Origin of the sequence: Streptomyces sp. NPDC001315, from assembly GCF_042896175.1 — a bacterium.
Lineage (GTDB): Bacteria > Actinomycetota > Actinomycetes > Streptomycetales > Streptomycetaceae > Streptomyces.
Genome location: NZ_JBIAWZ010000006.1, coordinates 191493 through 208905, shown reverse-complemented (window position 1 = coordinate 208905; position 17413 = coordinate 191493). Strand labels below are relative to the sequence as shown.

Sequence of the window (17413 nt, the reverse complement as noted above, 5' to 3'; positions counted from 1 at the left end):
GTGACCCTGCGCCTCGGCTGTGCGACGGCAGCATTCCATGCGGACACCGGCTGCCCGGCCCGATGTCCCGATATGAGGTAGTTGTGGCCCGTCTGGCTGCCTGGCTCAGCTCTCCCGGCGCCCTACCGTCGTCAGTGGGACGTGGTCGAACGCGTTGACCTCCGCAACGGATACGAAGCCCTTGGACACGTAGGCGGATGACAGCCCGACCGCGTCCGGCACCGACGGCTCCGAATTAGGGAAGAAGGTGTTCCAAGCTGTGGCTTCGCAATCACGCACCGATCGAACGGTAGCTCACCGCCTGGAATTCGGGCTCAATGAATGGGTCGTGGATGAGCAGCGACAGCGATACCTGCACGACCCGGGCTCGGTCGATCAGACGTGGAGGCACTTCTTCGCCTCCCCGGCCTCCTTGGCGGGCCGACAGGAACGTACCGCCATGGCCATGGGGCGTGACGACGGGGATGAGGCGGCGGTCAAGGCGGTCCGCGTTGCGGCGCTGATCCACGCGTATCGAGTGCGCGGCCACTTGGTGGCCGCCACCGACCCACTCACGTCCCCACTCACGTCGCAGCCCGCCGCCGGGCATCCAGAGCTCGATGTCGCCGCCTTCGGACTCCACGACGTGGACCGGGAAGAGAAGTTCGTCGTGGACGGATTCGCCGGGCACGTCGCGATGACTCTTCAAGACGTGCTGGACGCCCTGCAGGAGTTCTATTGCCGCACCGTCGGCTTTCAGTACATGCACATCCAGGACTCCCACGAACGTCACTGGATCCAGCAGCGGATCGAGGTACCGCAGCGTCGGCCCGACCGCGCCGAACAGTTGCAGATCCTCTACCGGTTGGGTGCGGCGGAAGCCTTCGAGACGTTCCTGCAGACCAAGTACGTGGGCCATAAGCGGTACTCGCTCGAAGGCGGCGAGTCGGCGATCGTACTGCTCGATGCCCTGTTGCTCCGCGCCATCAAGGAAGGTGTGGGGGAAGCCGTCATCGGGTTGGCCCACCGCGGCCGGCTCAATGTCCTGGCCAACATCATCGGCAAGTCCTACGCGCAGATCTTCCACGAGTTCGAGGACGCGGTGGACATCCGGTCGGTCCAGGGGTCCGGGGATGTGAAGTACCACCTCGGCGCGGAGGGCACCTACCGTACTCTGCAAGGCGGCACGATCGCCGTCTCGGTCGTGGCGAACCCGTCGCATCTGGAGATCGTGGGGCCGGTGGCGCAGGGAGTGGTGCGCGCAAAGCAGGACCTGGCCGGGGACGGAGGACAGCGTTTCCCCGTACTGCCGGTCGTCATGCACGGCGACGCGGCGTTCGCCGGCCAGGGCGTGGTTGCCGAGACCCTGAACATGTCGCAGCTGCCCGGCTACCGCACGGGTGGCACGGTGCACGTGATCATCAACAATCAAGTCGGCTTCACCACCACACCTGCCAACGGCCGCTCGAGCACGTACGCCACCGATGTCGCAAGGACGGTGGAGGCCCCGATCTTCCACGTCAACGGTGACGACCCGGAGGCCGTCGCCCGGGTCGCGCAGCTGGCCTTCGACTACCGTCAGGCGTTCCACAAGGACGTCGTGATCGATCTCGTCTGCTACCGGCGGCATGGGCACAGCGAGGTCGACGACCCCTCCATCACACAGCCGGTGATGTACGACCGCATCGACGCCAAGGCTTCGGTGCGCCGGCTGTACGCCGAGGCCTTGGTCCGTCGAGGTGACATCGGTGAGCAGCAGGTGGAAGGCGCACGCCGCAACTACCAGGAGCATCTTGAGCGGGCCTTCGTCGAGACCCGGGCCCTGCCCGCCTCCGACGCCGTCGAGGACCTCCGTTCCACCGACGCCGAGGAGCGGGCAGACCACCAGCAGGCGGTGACCGCGATCGACGAAGCGACCGCCCGGCACGTCATCAGTGCGCAGACCGACCTGCCACGAGGCTTCACCGTGCACCCGCGTGTCCTGCCACAGCTCCAGAGGCGTACGGCCACGCTCGACACCGGGGCGATCGACTGGGCCACCGCGGAGGCACTGGCGATGGGCTCCCTGCTGCTGGAGGGGGTTCCGGTGCGGCTGGCCGGGCAGGACTCGCGTCGCGGCACGTTCGGCCAACGCCACGCCGTACTCACCGACCGGCGCACCGGCGCGGAGCACACGCCGCTGAACTCCCTGAGTCCGCGGGCCCAGGGCTTCGCACCGTACGACTCGATGTTGTCCGAACTGGCGGCACTGGGGTTCGAGTACGGATACTCGCTGGCGCGGCCCGACGCTCTGGTGCTGTGGGAGGCCCAGTTCGGGGACTTCGCCAATGGCGCTCAGACGGTCGTCGACGAGTACATCGTGTCATCCGAACAAAAGTGGGGACAGCGCTCTGCGGTGACGCTGTTGCTGCCGCACGGCCTGGAGGGGCAGGGGCCGGACCATTCCTCCGCCAGAATCGAACGCTTCCTTCAGCTGTGTGCGCAGGACAACATGACCGTGGCCCTGCCCTCCCTGCCGAGCAACTATTTCCATCTCCTCAGGCAGCAGGGGCTGGGCGACCACACCAGGCCGCTGATCGTCTTCACACCGAAGTCGATGCTGCGGACGAAGGCCGCGACCTCCACGCTGGCCGAGTTCACACAGGGGGGCTTTCGTCCGGTGATACCGGATCAGACGGTGGACCCTGCCCGGGTCAGGCGCGTGCTGTTGTGCTCGGGCAAGGTCTTCTACGACCTCGATGCCCACCGGCACAGCTCGGGCCTGTCGGACACGGCGATCGTCCGCGTGGAGCGCCTCTACCCGTTCCCTGAGGAAGAGCTCGCGGCGGAACTCAGCCGCTTTCCTGCCGGCGTGGACGTACGTTGGGTGCAGGAGGAGCCCGAGAACCAGGGGGCGTGGTTCTTCGTCGGGCCGCGCCTGCACCGGCTGGGAGACCGTGCCCTTGGATGTGTCAGTCGACCGGAGGCACCCGCCCCCGCCGTCGGCTCCGCCCGTCGGCATGCCATGGAGCAGAAGGCCCTGGTGACGTCCGCCTTCCACTGAGCATCCGCCGACGGCAAAAGGATGGGGCGCCTCCGCATGTGAGTGCGCCCCGTCCTGCCATGCATCCTCGGCGGCTGTCATCAGCGAGGCCGGTTATGCGGCCTGAGATGCACTGACGGCTTCCCGATCCGCGGCGGGTTCCTCCGGGCCTTCCGGGTCCTTTGGGCCTTCGGGTCCGCCCGTGTTGCCGGCGGCGTGGCGTAGTGAGTGCCAGACAACCACCGCCCAGGCGGCGACGAGCACGGTGTAGAGGACGACGGCGGTCCAGATGAACAGCTGCGAGCCGGTCCGGGTGGCGAGGGCGCCAGTCGCGTTGACGCAGGCGCCGAGGGGGAAGATGAAGGACCACCAGGTGGGTGCGAAGGGCAGTCCCGTTCGGATCTCTCGTACGGTCAGCGCCGTGGCGAGTGCCAGCCACAGTATGGCGAAGCCCCATACACCGAGCCCGCCCAGGAGCGCCACGACTGCGGCGCCCTGCGCGTACGGCGCCGGCAGCGCGCCCGGCGCGGCCGTGGCCAACGCACCCAGCGCGGTCACCGACTGGGCCAGTGCCCCCACACCGATCCAGACGGTGGGCACCACCGCGCCGGTGGGCGCCTCATGGTGGACCAGGCGGCTGTACACCATGGCCAGCACCAGGAGTGCGGCCACCAACCCGAGCCCGAGCATGGCGTAGCAGCCCAGCAGCATCGCCATCCGCAGCTGCCCGGCGGGTGCCTGAGGGATGAGCAGCGCGCCCGTCGCGGCTGAGACCAGCGGCGGCACCACGGGCAGCAACCAGCCGCCGAACGCCGCGTCAGGTGCGAAGCGGTGCCGCGTGACCATGAGGTACGGCACCGTGCAGGTAGTGGCAAGACCGAGCACGGTACCGAGCGACCACAGCACCCAGCCCACATCCAGCGCCGCCGACGCCCCGATCACCCGTCGGCCGAGCAGCAGCGCCCCGGCGCCCACGGTGAGCAGCGCTATCGGCGGCGCCCCGAAGAACTGTGCCTGTACCGGATCCGCGGCGTGCACCCGCAGCGTCCTTTGCCGGACGTAGCCGACGGTCAGGACGACCAGCAGCAGTGCAGCCGCCGACCAGACCACCGTGGCGGCGTCCCGCAGTCCAGGGAAGGTTCGCGGCAGGGTGGCTGCCGCGTTGGCGACGATCCCGGTGCCCATGACGGCCGCGAACCAGCTGGGACCGAGCGGCGGACGCGCCCTCTTGTCCGCCTTCAGCTGCCGGGCACGGCCATGTTTGGGGAACCTCAGGACCGAGTCGCCCTTGGACGGGACCGCTCGGGTACTGCTGGAGTGGGGTGTCACGGCGTAGGACGCCTTCTTTCCTCGTCTCGGGTCATCACCATCGGTGATCGGCCGACTGTGGCCCACGCCCAGCAGCTCGCGGGTCGCGGCCGAGACCGTCGGCCCGTTCGTCACGAAGGTAGGGCGGCTTCCCACTCCTGCCACAGAGCAGCGTGTGCCACAACGGCCTCACACCAGGACATGGCCGGCAGTGCCGTACTTGTCCTCCAGCGGTCCGGCCTGGGGCGTGCACGGTCACGTGCGTCCGTTCAGGCGCGGGGAGTTGCTCCGATGTCCTTCTCCGAGCGTCGTGTGGCCGTTTGTGCGGCCATGACGAGGCGGTGGGCCACCGCTGAGGTGGGGTGAGGCGCTGAGGTCCGGCGGCCTGATCCTTGGACGGGAGGCGGCAATGGCACACAGTCGGTCAGTGGGGAGCACGGACGGCACCGGTCACACGCAACTGGAGGTGCTCGATGAGCCGTCGGGCGCCTCGGCGTTGCCGTCCGTGTTGTCCAGGGAGTTCTTCGACCGGCCGGCCGTGGAGGTGGCTCCCGAACTGCTGGGGGCCTTGGTGGTGTCGCGTTCCGAGGGCGGTGTGACGGCGATGCGCATCACTGAGGTAGAGGCGTACGAAGGGCCCGACGACCCCGCCTCGCACGCGTTCCGGGGTCCGAACGCGACCAACCGTGCGGAATTCGGGGAGCCGGGGACCTTCTATGTCTACCGGACGCACGCGGTCCATCGATGCCTGAACGCGGTGTGCGGCCCGGGGCGGCGCCCTGCCTCGGTGCTGCTCCGGGCGGGCACGGTCGAGGCCGGTGCGGCGCTGGCGCGGCAGCGTCGGCGTCCTGGTCTACGGGCGCGGGACCTGGCGCGTGGCCCCGCCAACCTCGCCCAGGCGCTGGGCGTCGTGGATCTGCGCCATGACGGGCAGTCGGCGTGCGACGCCGCAGCCGACCTGTTCCTCGCGGGGCCGACGGGGAGCCTGCGCCGGCAACGTGTCGGTTCGGGGCCGCGGACCGGCGTCGGCGGCCCGGCCGCCGGGTATCCGTGGCGCTTTTGGATCCTGAGCGAGCCGAGCGTCAGCCCTTACCGGGCGCACCCGAGCGCCCGGCATCGACTCGGGACGGACAACTGAGGTTCAACGAAGTCCGCAGTGGAGACCTTCGGACGCCTGGACATGGCCTACGACAACGCCGACATCCAGATCCAGCCCACTGACGTCGCCGAGGAAGCGGGCGAGATCTTCGACCGCGTCCACTGCCCCGCAGCCGCACAGCAAGGAACACCTTCCGTGGAAATCGTCACGCAGACCCCGACCCCCAAGGCCCCCGCCGAGCCGGCCCGGCCGGCGACCGCCCTGGTCCGCTTCACCCCCGGTGCCCGCACCAACTGGCACTCCCACGTCAACGGCCAGACCCTCTACGTCACCGACGGTGTCGGCCTCGTCGGCTGTTGGTGTCAGTCGCTGATGTCAGCAGAGGCACTACATGTGTTCAGGTGACTGAGCGCCAGTTGGGAAGACTCTCGAAGTGCACGTCGTAGCGGTCCTGCTCAGGGATCAGCGAGTCGAACTCGGCTTCACCGCGGCTGATGGCGGCCAACTGCTCGAAGTAGCCGAACCGCTCGATGCCTGGGCTGAGAACGACGAACACGTCGGCTTCCTGGCCGTCGGCCGCCCCGAAGACATGCGGCAGGCCGGGTGGGATGACGACCAAGCCACCTTTCCCCACCGTCGTCAAAGTGTCGCCGAGGCGGAAGAGCATCGTCCCACCCAGCACATAGAAGACTTCGTGGGACAGCTTGTGGTGGTGCGGAGGCGCGCCGTCGGCGCCAGTCTTGAGCGTAAGACGGCTAGCGCTGACCGCACCGCCATCGGCGAGCAGCTCGAACGCTCCGTCCGAGAGCGACGCGCCGCCTGCCTCGCCGGGCTGTACGACTAGGGCCGTGGGCTTGGCTTCCATTGCGACTCCTTCATTCGGGTTCATCACGTGAGGAGTCCAGGACAGAGCGAACCGCGCTGGTGTCCATGGCCCATAGAACGCCCCAACATGGTCCCCAAAAGTCCGTACCTGCTCATTCTATCGGTGGGCCTGGTCTTGTTCGAATGTAAGCAGTGGACGCGCCCGTCTCGGAGCCCTGGGCGCCGCTCTGCGGTCGGTGGGGAAGGAAGCTGCTGCCCGTGAGGAGGGGGGGCCTGGCACGTCAATCCGTCCGGATCAACTCTCGGGCAGTACGAGCGTGCACGTCTCCCCGGGCGCGATGGTCACGGCGCGGTCCGCGAGCACCACCCGGATCGGGGTCTCCTCCGAGTCGGGGACACCGATCTCCAACAGTCCGCTCCGGCGCCGTACGCCGATACCCCAGTGGCCGCGGTAGCGCAGGGAGAAGCCGTACTCGGAGAGCGCCGGGAGAGGCACGGGGTCCAGCCACAGGGCGTCTTCGCGTGGCTCCAGTCCCGTCAGGCCGCGCTGGATCAGGTCGAGGGTCCCGGCCATGGCTCCGAGATGGATGCCCTCGCCGGTCGTGCCGCCCTGGATGTCGGCGATGTCCGCCTCCAGGGTCTCGTGGACGTACTGCCATGCCTCGGCTCGTCTGGCTCTGGCGAGGACGAAGCCGTGGACGAGTTCGCTGAGTGTCGAGCCGTGGCTGGTGCGCTGGAGGTAGTAGTCGACGGTTCTGCGCCAGAGTTCGTCGTCCAGGTCGTACCCGAGACGCCGGAACAGGTGCCGCAGTTCGGCGGGCGGGAACAGGTAGCCCAGCATGAGGACGTCGGCCTGCTTGGACGCCTTGTAGCGGTTGACTGTGTCGCCCTCGGCCTCGAGGATCCGGTCCAGCCGCCGGATGGTGCCGTAGCGGGCACGGTAGGCGTCCCAGTCGAGCTCGACGAGGCTGTCGTAGCCCTCGAACTGGCTGATGACGCCCTGGTGGAACGGCACCCACAACTGCCGGGAGATCTCCTCCCACTTCGGGAGTTCGTCGCTGTCCAGTCGAACGCGTTCGATGAGTTCCTGCCGGCGCCAGGCGGGAAGGTGCCGCAGGAGGTCCAGGGCGCGGGTGAGGACCCAGGCGGCCATGACGTTGGTGTACGTGTTGTCGTCCAGCCCGGGCCGGACGGCTCCCGGGTAGGCGTCGTGGTACTCGTCGGGGCCGACGACGCCGCGGATGCGGTATCGGCCCGTGGCGGCGTCGAAGGCCGCGATGTTCGCCCAGAAGCGGGCGATCTGCAGCAGCATCTCCGCGCCCTTGGTGTGCAGGAACTCGGTGTCCCCGGTGGCTTCGCAGTACTGCCACACGTTGTAGGCGATGGCGGAGCCGACATGGTGCTGGAGGCGGGAGTGGTCCGGCAGCCAGCGCCCCGAGTGCGGGTTGAGATGCCACTCCTGGGCCTCCTCACGACCGTCGCTGCCGCTCTGCCAGGGGTACATCGCCCCAGCTCGGCCGGTCGCCGCGGCCGCCCGGCAGGCCCGCGGGAGGCGCCGGTAGCGATAGTTCAGCAGCGCCCGGGAGACCTCGGGCAAGTGCAGGTTGAGATACGGCAGGACGAACAGTTCGTCCCAGAAGACATGACCGCGGTACGCCTCGCCGTGCAGGCCCCGGGCGGGCACCCCCACGTCCAGATCCGCGGTGTGCGGTGACAGCGTCTGCAGGACGTGGAAGAGGTGGAGGCGCAGGATGCGGCCGGCTTCGCCGGGCACCTGGATGTCCGTGCGCTGCCACAGCCGTTCCCACGCGGAGACATGGGAGTCCAGCAGGGCGGGGAAGTCCGCCGCTGTGGACACCCGGTCGAGCGCTTCGCCGAGCGGGTCGCTGATCGCGGTGTCCCGTGAGGTGTGCAGCGCCACCGTCTTCTCCACCGTGACGGGCCGGCCGGGGGAGATCGGGACCACCAGGCGGTGGACGGCGCGGCGACGGGCCGGACGAAGCACCGATGCGGCCGGCCTCCCTTCGGCGACGACCGTCGTCCGGGCAGCCAGGGCGACAGCGATGTCCGACGCGCTGGTCCGGCAGGTCAGCCATACCGTGCCGGGTGCCTGTGCTCCAGTGCGCACATGGGTCACATGGCGGCGGTTCAGGGCGCGGTAACGATGGACATTGCCGTTGATCACCTCCCCGTCGAGGCAGGACTCGATCTCGATCTCTCCGGACCAGTCCTCGGCCGTGAAGACCGTCCGCAGCGCGGCCAGGTGGGGGTCCACCATGTGCACCAGGCGGGCCTGCTCGACGCCGAGCACACCTGTCTCGTCGCCCCGGTGGCGGAACGTCCGGGTGAGTGTGCCGCGGCGCAGATCCAGGATGTGCCGGTGGTTCACGAGAGCAGGCGTGTCGGGGGAGAACCACGGGCCCCACTCTCCCTCGGCGCGGCGCCGGCGAAACCGGAGAACCAGCCAGTTCGGGAGGTTGACCAGGTCCTCGTTCACTACCTGCCGCCCTGCCACGGTCGACTCCAGGCGGTTGTAGCACCCGGCCGCGTAGGTTCCCGGGCAGTGCACCAGGCCCGCCCGGCACTCGGGCACCGCGCCTCGCGTGGCGAAGTAGCCGTTGCCGAGTGTGCAGAGCGCTTCACGCAGTTGTTCGGCTGCGGGGTCGTAGCCCGTCCACTCCCATGTCCACTCCGACATCCGCCGCTCTTCCCTCTCCTTCGAAGGCCGCTGGGCCCGGCCCCAGCGGTGAGCGCCCACGACCAGCGGGACTTCCATCGACGTCACCGCCTTCTCCGTCCGGCTGCCGAGAGATCCCCCTCTGAACACCGTCGCACCGTCCGAGTGCCGTCGCGACACACCGACCGGGTCTCGGATCGGGCGGCCTCCGGCCGGATTGCGGTCCGCCAGGTCGCGGTGATGCTGGAGTCACACGGCCTGACCGACTCCTCCGGCACGTCCCTGAAGGACATAGGCCATGCCTGACGCTCCGCACATCGTGAGCGATGCGATGACCCTGCCCGTGGTGGCGTCGGGCGCGATGCCCGGCTCAAGAGATCGTGCGGGCCATGGAACAGCGGCAGGTCTGTCACGGTCCGCTCCGACGTCGCCCTGGCCCAGGCAGCCCGGATCATGGCTGTGAACGCGCCACACGGCTGCCCGTGGTCGATGACGAGGACTGGCTGCGGGGCATCGTCAGCGTCAGCCGTGGCGACCTGCTGAAAGTCTCCTGCGGTCGGGCGAGGACATTGAGGAGGAAGTCCGTCGCACCGTGGCGGCCTACCTGTTCCCCACGCTCGGTCACTCCATCCACGTGTCCGTGCAGGACGGGGTCGTCACGCTTCGTGGCCCGGTCCACGACACCTCGCTCGCCCATGCGGGTCTGCGAGGGGGGAACGCGTGGAGCCCGGCTGGGTGACGTGCTACGGCCGCTGAAGACAGCATCGTCCGTCATGCCGCCGGAAGCCCTTCTCTGGCGGCGTGGCGATGTGTCCCGCAGCGTGGAGAACAGAGGTGGATCCGGCGGCCACAGGTGCGCACACGTCGAAGGAGAGGTGGGACGCATGGACAATGATGCGACAGAGCCGAAGGTGGTGGTCGGTGTCGACGGGTCGCCGTCCTCGTACGAGGCCCTGCGCTGGGCCGTGCGTTACGCCGGCCTGGTCGGCGGAACCGTGGACGCGGTAGCGGTGTGGGAGCTGCCAGGCCTGTACGGGTGGTCGGCGCCCGCCGTGGACGTGGACGTCGACGTCGACGAGACCCGGCAGCGGATGCGGAAGGAGCTGACGGACGTGCTCGGCGCGGAGGCGGCCGGCTCGGTTCGGACCCATGTGGTGCACGGCAACCCCGCCGACGTCCTGCTGCGGGCCGCCGAAGATGCCGAAGTCCTGGTCGTGGGCAGCCGGGGCAGGGGCGGGTTCGCGCGCGCCCTGCTCGGCTCCGTCAGCCAGCACGTGTCGCAGCATGCGAGCTGTCCGGTCGTCATCGTGCGCTGCGAGAAGAAGTGACCCGAGGTCCGGGTGGGCAGCGATGCGCGGACCCGGGTCCGATGCCGGGTCCCGACTACTGGAAGGCCGCGTGGATCTCCTGCTCGGTCGCCTCGTGCGACACGAGCAGGAGTTCGTCGCCCGGCAGCAGCCGCACGTCGGGGCCGGGAACGGTGGGCCGGCCGTCGCGGACGACGGTGCCGGCAGGCAGGGGAATCTCGCTCAGGGCGAGCCCAGCGGCCCGGGACCGTTCCATGATCGCGGTCTCGATGACCTCGACGCCCGCCTTGCTCAGCCGCAGCAGCGCCACCGTGTCCGTGGCCCCGGTGGCCTCCTCGATGAGGGAGATCAGGGGGGTGGCGGAGGGGACCGCGACGTCCACACCCCACCGTGGGTCGAAGGGCCACGCGTTCTCCGCGTTGCAGCCACCCCGGCGATCGGAACGGTGAGTGGCAGCCGGGCCGCCGCGCAGCCGGTTCACCGGGGCTTCGGCCGGTGGGCGGCCAGGTGCTTGTGTGCCTCGTTGTAGGCGTCGGCATCGATCTCGCCGGAGGCGAAGCGGCGGTCGAGGATCTCCTCCGGCGTCTCTCTGGGGGCCCACCCGTGCTCCGTGCCTCCGCCGCGATCGGCGGGGCGCCGGGTGAGGTGGACCACCGCCCACACCACGAGCCCGATCAGCACGATCCACAGCAGCGGCATGAAGGCCATCCAGACCCAGCCGCCGTCCCAGTACATCACCGCAGCTCACCTCCCCAGGAGGCTCCTGCTCCTCATTGTCCGCGCGCCTGCGGACCGGTGCCAGGGCCGTTGGGCCCCGCCGCGGAACCGAGAGGTGGTCCGCGTGAACACACGGGCGCTCAGGGCCCGCTGCACGGAGTCGAGGTGGGCGACGACTGCGGCCAGTTCCCTCTCCAGCGCGTGCTTCTGGACCTCCAGGCGGGCCAGATCCTCCTGAAGGCTCTCAGCGGTGACCTCGATGATGTGCGCCGCGTGAGTTGCCGGGACCATGTCTTCCTCTCATCCTCACCCCTTGTTACCGCGCCCTGAACAGCCCCGCACCCGCGGGAGTTCTGCGCGGTGGCAAGGACTTCCGTGTGGTCAGAGCCGGCAGGGCACAGAACGCTCGGACCACTCCCGGCACGGGCCGGCCTCGTCGGACGCGACACCGTCCACGCCGGCCGGGGCGTCGGTCTCCGCGCCTTTGTCGGCTGTGGGGGAGGAGAGCGAGAGGCGCAATCGTCGCAGCTTCTCGGAGGTCTCTTGGATGCGGGCGTCGACAGTGTCGATGGTTTCTCGGAGCATGTGCACACGCGCCTCCAGCACGGCGGCCTCGGCCGCCAGGGATACGGTGGCGGCGGCGGTGTCGAGGGGCTCGTAGCGGTCTTGGGTCATCAGACGTCCTTCTTCGGCTGGAACAGGCAATTGCGCGGAAGCGGGAGGAGAGCCGACCACGGGGAGCGGGACGTGCGACACGGTCGCTCAGCCCGGCGGGTGGTACGTGGTCGCCGCACGGGCGCGGTACGGCGCCGCATCAGCGTGGTCCGGTGTGCGAGGGCCCGTACGCGCATCGGAAGGTACGGGCGACGGGCGTCCGGCGGGCCGGGAGTGAGGCCGGGAACCGGGTGGCGCGGTGGCCGGGTCCGCCCGGCCGCCCGCGGGGTCCCGGGGCAACCGTCACACTGACGCATCGGCGACAGCGACTTCCTGACACGTGTGCACCCTTCCTCGCGATCAGTACCTGAGTGGGGTCACCCAGGCCCGTCACTCGCATTGACCGAGCAGCCGAGGGAGCTGTGACAGAGCGCGACGCGCAAAACGCGGCGATCCTGCCGGGCGGCCAGGGACGTGGAGGTGCGTGCGGGAACAGGTGCCGTACCGCACACCGACTGAAGCTGAACGAGGGCCCGGTGTTCCTGAGCGAGGGGAGGTGTCCTGGTCGCCACCAAGGACCTCAACATTCCGCCGCAGGCACAGGAGTTCATGGCCGAGCGGGCCGGCGCCCGCACCAGCGAGGTTCGTGCTTCGCACGCCTTGAGCGTCTCGCAGCCCGGAAAGGTGACCGCCGTCATCGAGGACGCCGCGCGCTCGGTGCGCTGAGGTCTTCGTAGGGCAGGTACGAGACCGGGTCGGCCGGAAGGGGCTGCCCCGGTCTCGTGCGTATGCCCGCGGCTCCGGGAGGCGGGACCCCTTCACACGTGGGACTCGTTACGGCTCACTGACCGGGCCGCCTCTCCATCTGTGACACCGAATTGATCGCTGGCATCGGTCGTCGCCGAGCCGGAACACCATGTGAACACAACCTGCTGAGGCACTCGCGCGCCCGGAAGCCGCGGCACTGCCCATCCGATAGCATCGGACGACCAGGTGAGGGCCATCGGTCCGCGCACGCGTGGTCATTCTGAACCCGCAGTCACCGGCACGGCGAGCACACTCAGCGATCGAATCAAGGGGCCACCGTGGCAACCGAAAGTGTTCTGCATCCCAGCCTGATCGTCCCGGTCGGGCACGTCGAGCCCGTCCCGCGTCGCATCCGGGGAGTGATCGGCGGCCGCGTCGCCTTCGACACACGCCGTGCCCTGTACGTGTGGGAGTGGCAGGCCTACCCCCAGTTCAGCATCCCGGTCGCGGACCTGGTCGACGGCGTGCTCCACGACGACAAGCACACCGAACAACTCGGTGCCGGCCCCGCACACCGGCACACTCTGCGGGTCGGCTCGGAGGTCCGCGCGGGGGCGGCATGGGTCTGGGGCGAGGGCGCCCCGGGGCCCCTGCACGGCACGGTGCGCTTCGAGTGGGAGGCTCTGGACTCCTGGTTCGAGGAGGACGAGCCGGTATTCGTGCATCCCAGGAGCCCGTACTCCCGTGTGGACGCCCTGGGTTCCTCCAGTGGCGTCCGCGTGGAGTCGGACGGGGTCGTGCTGGCTGACGCCCCCCATTGCGTGAAGCTGTTCGAGACCGGTCTGCCGACTCGTTACTACCTCGATCCCACGCACATCGACTGGGCCCGGCTGCGGCGCTCGAACACGGTGACCCGATGCCCGTACAAGGGGACGACGAGCGGCTACTGGTCGTTCGACAGCGACACCGCCTCGCACGAGGACATCGCCTGGACCTACGACTTCCCGACCATCCACGCCAACCGCATCGCGGGCCTGACCGCGTTCTACAACGAGCACGTCGATCTGTACATCGACGGCGTTCTGCTGCCGAGCCCGGCCGACCCCACCGGCATGGCTTCCGAACAGCATGGCCGCCTCGCACCGGGTGGGTGTGCTCCGGTGAGCCCGTAGCCCCTTCAGGGAAAGTCGCGGTCGGTCAGCGTCTTCCGAACCGTTTTACCCATGGCGTGTCACACATCGGCTCTCAGCCCCGTCTCATGAAGGGGAAAGTCTCCCGAGCCCCCACCGTGAAAGGGAACATCGAACAACGTACACAGACGCCTGGACAACGACTTCGCCGCGCGAGCGTTCACCGGTCGGTGCCGCCGCCCTCGAACCATGCCGTCGCCCCGCGCCGTGGCCCGGACGGAGGCGTACGCCATCATCGGAGCGCGGTCATGCGCGCTCCGATCGGTGTGCGACGTGGCTCTTCAGGCGCTCCGGGCCCAGGTGCTCCGGGTACTCCGGGTGCCTCAGCCGAACTGGCCGGGCTGGTAGTCCCCGGCCGGCTGCTGGTTGATGACGTTGATGCGGTTGTAGGCGTTGATGACCGCGATCAGTGAGATGAGCGCCGCGAGCTGGTCCTCGTCGAAGTGCTTCGCGGCGTTCGCCCAGGCCTCGTCCGTGACGCCGCCGGCCGCGTCGGCCAGCCGCGTCCCCTGCTCTGCCAGCTCCAGCGCGGCGCGCTCGGCCTCGGTGAAGACCGTGGCCTCCCGCCAGGCCGCCACCAGGTTCAGGCGCTGCTGAGTCTCTCCGGCGTGGGTCGCGTCCTTGGTGTGCATGTCGGTGCAGAACCCACAGCCGTTGATCTGGCTCGCCCGGATCTTCACCAGTTCCTGCGTCGTGTGCGGCAGCGTGGAGTCGGACACGACCTTGTTGGCCGAGTTGATGTGCTTGAGGACCTTGGCACCGATCGTGTTGCCGAAGTAGTTCAGACGGGCGTTCATGTTGAGATCTCCTCGCGTGGTGCGGATACGACCTACTGACCGGGTGGGCCCGGCGAACTGTGACACCACGCGAGGGGTGATCTGCGTCACGCGCAACACCGTGACGGTACCGGCCGGGGCGCCTGAGGTGCCGGACCGCATCGGCACCTGGGCCCCATGGGACGGCGGGCTCGGGCATGATTTCCGTATGGTGACGGGGGAGAATCTGGAGTCCTCGGCGACAGCCGAGCAGCGGCTGGTCGGCGGCCGTTACCGGCTGGGCGAGCGGCTGGGCGCGGGTGGCATGGGCGCGGTCTGGGCCGGGCGGGACACCCTGGTGGACCGCGAGGTCGCCGTGAAGCAGGCCCATGCGGCGGGCGGTTCGCGGGTCGAGCGGATCCTGCGGGAGGCCCGGGCGGCGGCACGCGTGGACCATCCGGCCGTGGTGACCGTCCACGACGTAGTGGTCGAGGACGGCCACCCGTGGATCGTCATGGAGCGGGTGCACGGCGAGTCCCTCGCCGCCCGTCTGGAACGCGACGGGGCCCTGCCCGAGCGGGAGGCCGCCCGGATCGGCCTGGCCGTGGCGGAGGCCCTCGCCGCCGCACACGCGCGCGGAGTGCTGCACCGGGACGTGAAGCCCGGCAACGTCCTGCTCGGCAGCGGCGGCAGAGTCGTATTGACTGATTTCGGCATCGCCTACATCGCGGGCGAGGAGTCGCTGACCCGCCCCGGTGAGTTCGTCGGCTCGCTCGCCTACACCGCCCCCGAACGAATGGGCGGACAGCGGCCCGAACCCCCGTCGGACCTCTGGTCGCTCGGCGTACTCCTCTACGAGATGGTGGAGGGCTCGTCACCGTTCCGGCGGACGTCGATGGAGGGCACGGTCGGCGCGGTGCTCACCGCCGAGATGCCACCCCTGCGCCACGCCGCAGCCCTGGCGCCGGTCATCACCGCGTTGCTGGCCAAGGAGCCGGCGGCCAGGCCGGCGACTCGGGCGGTCACCGAGGTACTGCGCGAGGTGGCCACGGTCGGCGGACCGGTCTCGCCGTCCCGCGCGGGGCGGTCCCGGCCGAGGGCCCGGTGGGCCGCCGCGCTGCTTGGTGCGGCGGTCCTGGCCGCCGTCACCCCGTCGGCACTGGACCGGTTCGGCGACGACACGCCGTCCACCCCGTCCCACTCCACGAGTCCCGCGGCCAACAACTCCCCGAGCCCCTCATCGACTGCAGACCGCCGCTATGAGCACGTCCGGGAGGCCACATTCGAACTGGAGATCCCCGCGGGGTGGCAGCACCACGCCAAGAACACCAGCGCTCAGTACATCTATACGAGCGGCGAGTACGAACTGATGGTGGTCCCCGGCCGCGATACCGTCGCCGACCACACCGACGACCTGATCATCTATCAGCGCGACTACGAGGGCGAACTACAGCCCTACCGGGACTCGAACTGGGCCACCAGCAGCGGCCTGCGCACCACCGAAGTCGACGGACACCCAGGCGCGGAGGGCCAGTTCACCTGGCAGCAGGGGAAGGACCGGGAGCGGTTCGTCCTCAACCGTGTCCTGAACATCGACGGCCGCCTCCACCTGCTGGTGGCCTCCGGCCCGGAAGCCGAACGGGACACCGTACGCCGCTTCTACGACCAAGCCGCCAGGACGTACACACCGAAAACCTGACCCGGCCCCGGCGCGGCCGCGGTGGTAGTCCCCGCCGGGGACCGCCTGACCCACACCGCATCCTCGTCGATGCGCATCCGGCCGTAGGCGCACGCTTGGTTCCGGCTGATCCCGTTCAGAACGACGCGCGACAGGGCGCCTGCGAATCAGAGCCGCGCCGATGTGTCTCCAGGGCAGGCCCCTTCGCCCGCATCGCTACTCGCCCCAGATCTTCCGGTACGTCTCCTGGTAGCCCGGTGGGTCCCAGGTCGTGGCACCGGCGCTGTTGTCGGCCGTGGCGATGTGGACGGGGGCTGTATAACCGCTGGGTGGACGGCCGGAGAAGGCGCGGTTGAACTCGTCGACGATCTGCCAGCCCTGCTGGGACAGCGGCTCGGGCACGGTCGCTGCCTGGTACTGCCCGCTGTTGATGCGCTGGAAGGCGGAAGGGTCGCCGTCGCCGGCGCCGATGTTGAAGGGCGGGCCGGAGCCTTTCTTGCCGGCCGCGCGGAAGGCGGGGGCGGCGTCGGCGAAGTAGAGGTCGTTGATGGCGACGGAGTGGGTCCATCTCCCTTGCAACCTGGAGAGGAGGGAGGAGATCTCCCGCCGGGTGCGGCTGCTCGCGTCCGGGATCGGGATGTTCTCGGTGGCGAGCAGCTTCACGCCCGCACAGGTGGCGAGGTCCTTCCTGATCAGGTCGGACTTGTTCTTGGCGAAGGGGATCGAGGCGTCGGTGATGAGCACGACCCCGGCGCGACCGTCGGAGTGCGAGATGATCCACTGCGCGCTGACTCGGGCCACGTCCTTGACCTGGGTGGTGACGTTGGTGAAGAGCTCGGGCCGTCGGCTGGGGCCGGGTGCGGCGAGCGCGTGCCAGCCGACCAGCGGGATGTGCTCGGCGTTGGCCCGCGATACCTGCCGCGATGTCGAGTTGGGGTCGAAGCCGCCGATGACGATGCCCGAGGGCTTGAGGGTCACGGCCTCGCTCATTGCCGCCTCGATGCCGGCGGGCGTGCCTCCACCGTCGATCACCCGGACGTGCCATCCGATCACCCGAGCGGCTTCCCTCACGCCGTTCGCGACGCCGGCGACTCCGGGGTTCGTCATGGTCTCGGCGACGTAGACGACGGTCTTGCCCGGCACCTTCCTGGGGCCGCTGATCGGCCCGTTCCAGGGGACGTCGGTCTGCTCAGCCTGTCTGACGGCGGCCTCGGCCTGGGCGTGGACGGCAGGGCAGCCGCTCGTGCCTGTCGTGGACTCTCCCGAGCCGTCCGCCGAGCCGCGTTCGCAGCCGGTGAGGAGGGTTGCCGTTGCCAGCAGGGTGAACGAGGCGAGCCGGACCTTGAAGACGCCGGGGGTGGCTTTGCGGTTGCCCTGCACGGGAGCTCCTCGCGGAGGAATGAGCGGGGGACGAGCGCGGGATGCGGCCGACGGGCACGGTGGTGGTGCCCGTGG

Annotated in this window: 14 protein-coding genes and 1 pseudogene; 6 read left to right on the top strand and 9 right to left on the bottom strand. The window is 69.5% G+C overall.

The window, feature by feature from the left end; all coding sequences use genetic code 11:
* The first annotated feature begins 247 nt into the window (after window positions 1-247).
* A complete protein-coding gene (locus ACFY16_RS19595) occupies window positions 248-3022 on the top strand; it encodes a multifunctional oxoglutarate decarboxylase/oxoglutarate dehydrogenase thiamine pyrophosphate-binding subunit/dihydrolipoyllysine-residue succinyltransferase subunit (protein WP_390648379.1) in 2775 nt (924 codons plus the stop codon).
* Window positions 3023-3115: 93 nt separating this feature from the next.
* On the opposite strand, the gene ACFY16_RS19590 is transcribed toward ACFY16_RS19595, so the two are convergent.
* Entirely contained in the window at window positions 3116-4444 is a 1329-nt protein-coding gene (locus ACFY16_RS19590) for a TDT family transporter (protein ID WP_390648378.1), read from the bottom strand.
* A 361-nt stretch (window positions 4445-4805) separates the two neighbouring features.
* Here ACFY16_RS19590 and ACFY16_RS19585 point away from each other — a divergent pair, with 361 nt between their 5' ends.
* On the top strand, window positions 4806-5447 hold the full coding sequence (locus tag ACFY16_RS19585) for a DNA-3-methyladenine glycosylase (protein ID WP_390648608.1): 642 nt from the start codon (window positions 4806-4808) through the stop codon (window positions 5445-5447).
* Window positions 5448-5603: 156 nt separating this feature from the next.
* Window positions 5604-5762, top strand: a pseudogene (locus ACFY16_RS19580) (cupin domain-containing protein); the annotation flags it as partial.
* 43 nt (window positions 5763-5805) lie between these two features.
* Here the strand turns inward: ACFY16_RS19580 and ACFY16_RS19575 are convergent.
* Entirely contained in the window at window positions 5806-6273 is a 468-nt protein-coding gene (locus tag ACFY16_RS19575; RefSeq protein ID WP_390648377.1) for a cupin domain-containing protein, read from the bottom strand.
* 255 nt (window positions 6274-6528) lie between these two features.
* The gene (locus ACFY16_RS19570; RefSeq protein ID WP_390648607.1) at window positions 6529-8931 is read right to left on the bottom strand and encodes a glycoside hydrolase family 65 protein; all 2403 of its coding nucleotides are present in this window, start codon (window positions 8929-8931) and stop codon (window positions 6529-6531) included.
* 863 nt (window positions 8932-9794) lie between these two features.
* Between ACFY16_RS19570 and ACFY16_RS19565 the strand changes: the two genes are divergently transcribed.
* Window positions 9795-10238: a universal stress protein gene (locus tag ACFY16_RS19565; RefSeq protein ID WP_390648376.1), complete on the top strand. Its 444-nt coding sequence runs from the start codon at window positions 9795-9797 to the stop codon at window positions 10236-10238.
* A 55-nt stretch (window positions 10239-10293) separates the two neighbouring features.
* On the opposite strand, the gene ACFY16_RS19560 is transcribed toward ACFY16_RS19565, so the two are convergent.
* The 4 genes from ACFY16_RS19560 to ACFY16_RS19545 form a co-directional block, all read right to left on the bottom strand.
* Window positions 10294-10599: a hypothetical protein gene (locus ACFY16_RS19560; RefSeq protein ID WP_390648375.1), complete on the bottom strand. Its 306-nt coding sequence runs from the start codon at window positions 10597-10599 to the stop codon at window positions 10294-10296.
* Window positions 10600-10694: 95 nt separating this feature from the next.
* A complete protein-coding gene (locus tag ACFY16_RS19555; RefSeq protein WP_390648374.1) occupies window positions 10695-10955 on the bottom strand; it encodes an SHOCT domain-containing protein in 261 nt (86 codons plus the stop codon).
* Between the two features lie 6 nt (window positions 10956-10961).
* Window positions 10962-11225, bottom strand: a complete 264-nt coding sequence (locus ACFY16_RS19550) for a hypothetical protein (RefSeq protein ID WP_390648617.1) — start codon at window positions 11223-11225, stop codon at window positions 10962-10964.
* Window positions 11226-11315: 90 nt separating this feature from the next.
* Window positions 11316-11609: a hypothetical protein gene (locus tag ACFY16_RS19545; RefSeq protein ID WP_390648373.1), complete on the bottom strand. Its 294-nt coding sequence runs from the start codon at window positions 11607-11609 to the stop codon at window positions 11316-11318.
* Between the two features lie 1064 nt (window positions 11610-12673).
* Here ACFY16_RS19545 and ACFY16_RS19540 point away from each other — a divergent pair.
* Window positions 12674-13507, top strand: a complete 834-nt coding sequence (locus ACFY16_RS19540) for a DUF427 domain-containing protein (protein WP_390648372.1) — start codon at window positions 12674-12676, stop codon at window positions 13505-13507.
* Window positions 13508-13848: 341 nt separating this feature from the next.
* On the opposite strand, the gene ACFY16_RS19535 is transcribed toward ACFY16_RS19540, so the two are convergent.
* The gene (locus tag ACFY16_RS19535; RefSeq protein ID WP_390648371.1) at window positions 13849-14322 is read right to left on the bottom strand and encodes a carboxymuconolactone decarboxylase family protein; all 474 of its coding nucleotides are present in this window, start codon (window positions 14320-14322) and stop codon (window positions 13849-13851) included.
* Window positions 14323-14509: 187 nt separating this feature from the next.
* Here ACFY16_RS19535 and ACFY16_RS19530 point away from each other — a divergent pair, with 187 nt between their 5' ends.
* Entirely contained in the window at window positions 14510-15979 is a 1470-nt protein-coding gene (locus ACFY16_RS19530; protein ID WP_390648370.1) for a serine/threonine-protein kinase, read from the top strand.
* Between the two features lie 195 nt (window positions 15980-16174).
* Here ACFY16_RS19530 and ACFY16_RS19525 read toward each other — a convergent pair whose 3' ends face one another.
* A complete protein-coding gene (locus ACFY16_RS19525) occupies window positions 16175-17338 on the bottom strand; it encodes a substrate-binding domain-containing protein (protein ID WP_390648369.1) in 1164 nt (387 codons plus the stop codon).
* Window positions 17339-17413 lie beyond the last annotated feature (75 nt).

What these genes read in the sequence shown, in the direction of transcription:
- ACFY16_RS19530 (WP_390648370.1), top strand. Translation starts at nt 14,510, where the DNA reads ATGGTGACGGGGGAGAATCTGGAGTCCTCGGCGACAGCCGAGCAGCGG.
- ACFY16_RS19575 (WP_390648377.1), bottom strand. Translation starts at nt 6,273, where the DNA reads ATGGAAGCCAAGCCCACGGCCCTAGTCGTACAGCCCGGCGAGGCAGGC.
- ACFY16_RS19565 (WP_390648376.1), top strand. Translation starts at nt 9,795, where the DNA reads ATGGACAATGATGCGACAGAGCCGAAGGTGGTGGTCGGTGTCGACGGG.
- ACFY16_RS19535 (WP_390648371.1), bottom strand. Translation starts at nt 14,322, where the DNA reads ATGAACGCCCGTCTGAACTACTTCGGCAACACGATCGGTGCCAAGGTC.
- ACFY16_RS19570 (WP_390648607.1), bottom strand. Translation starts at nt 8,931, where the DNA reads ATGTCGGAGTGGACATGGGAGTGGACGGGCTACGACCCCGCAGCCGAA.
- ACFY16_RS19550 (WP_390648617.1), bottom strand. Translation starts at nt 11,225, where the DNA reads ATGGTCCCGGCAACTCACGCGGCGCACATCATCGAGGTCACCGCTGAG.
- ACFY16_RS19545 (WP_390648373.1), bottom strand. Translation starts at nt 11,609, where the DNA reads ATGACCCAAGACCGCTACGAGCCCCTCGACACCGCCGCCGCCACCGTA.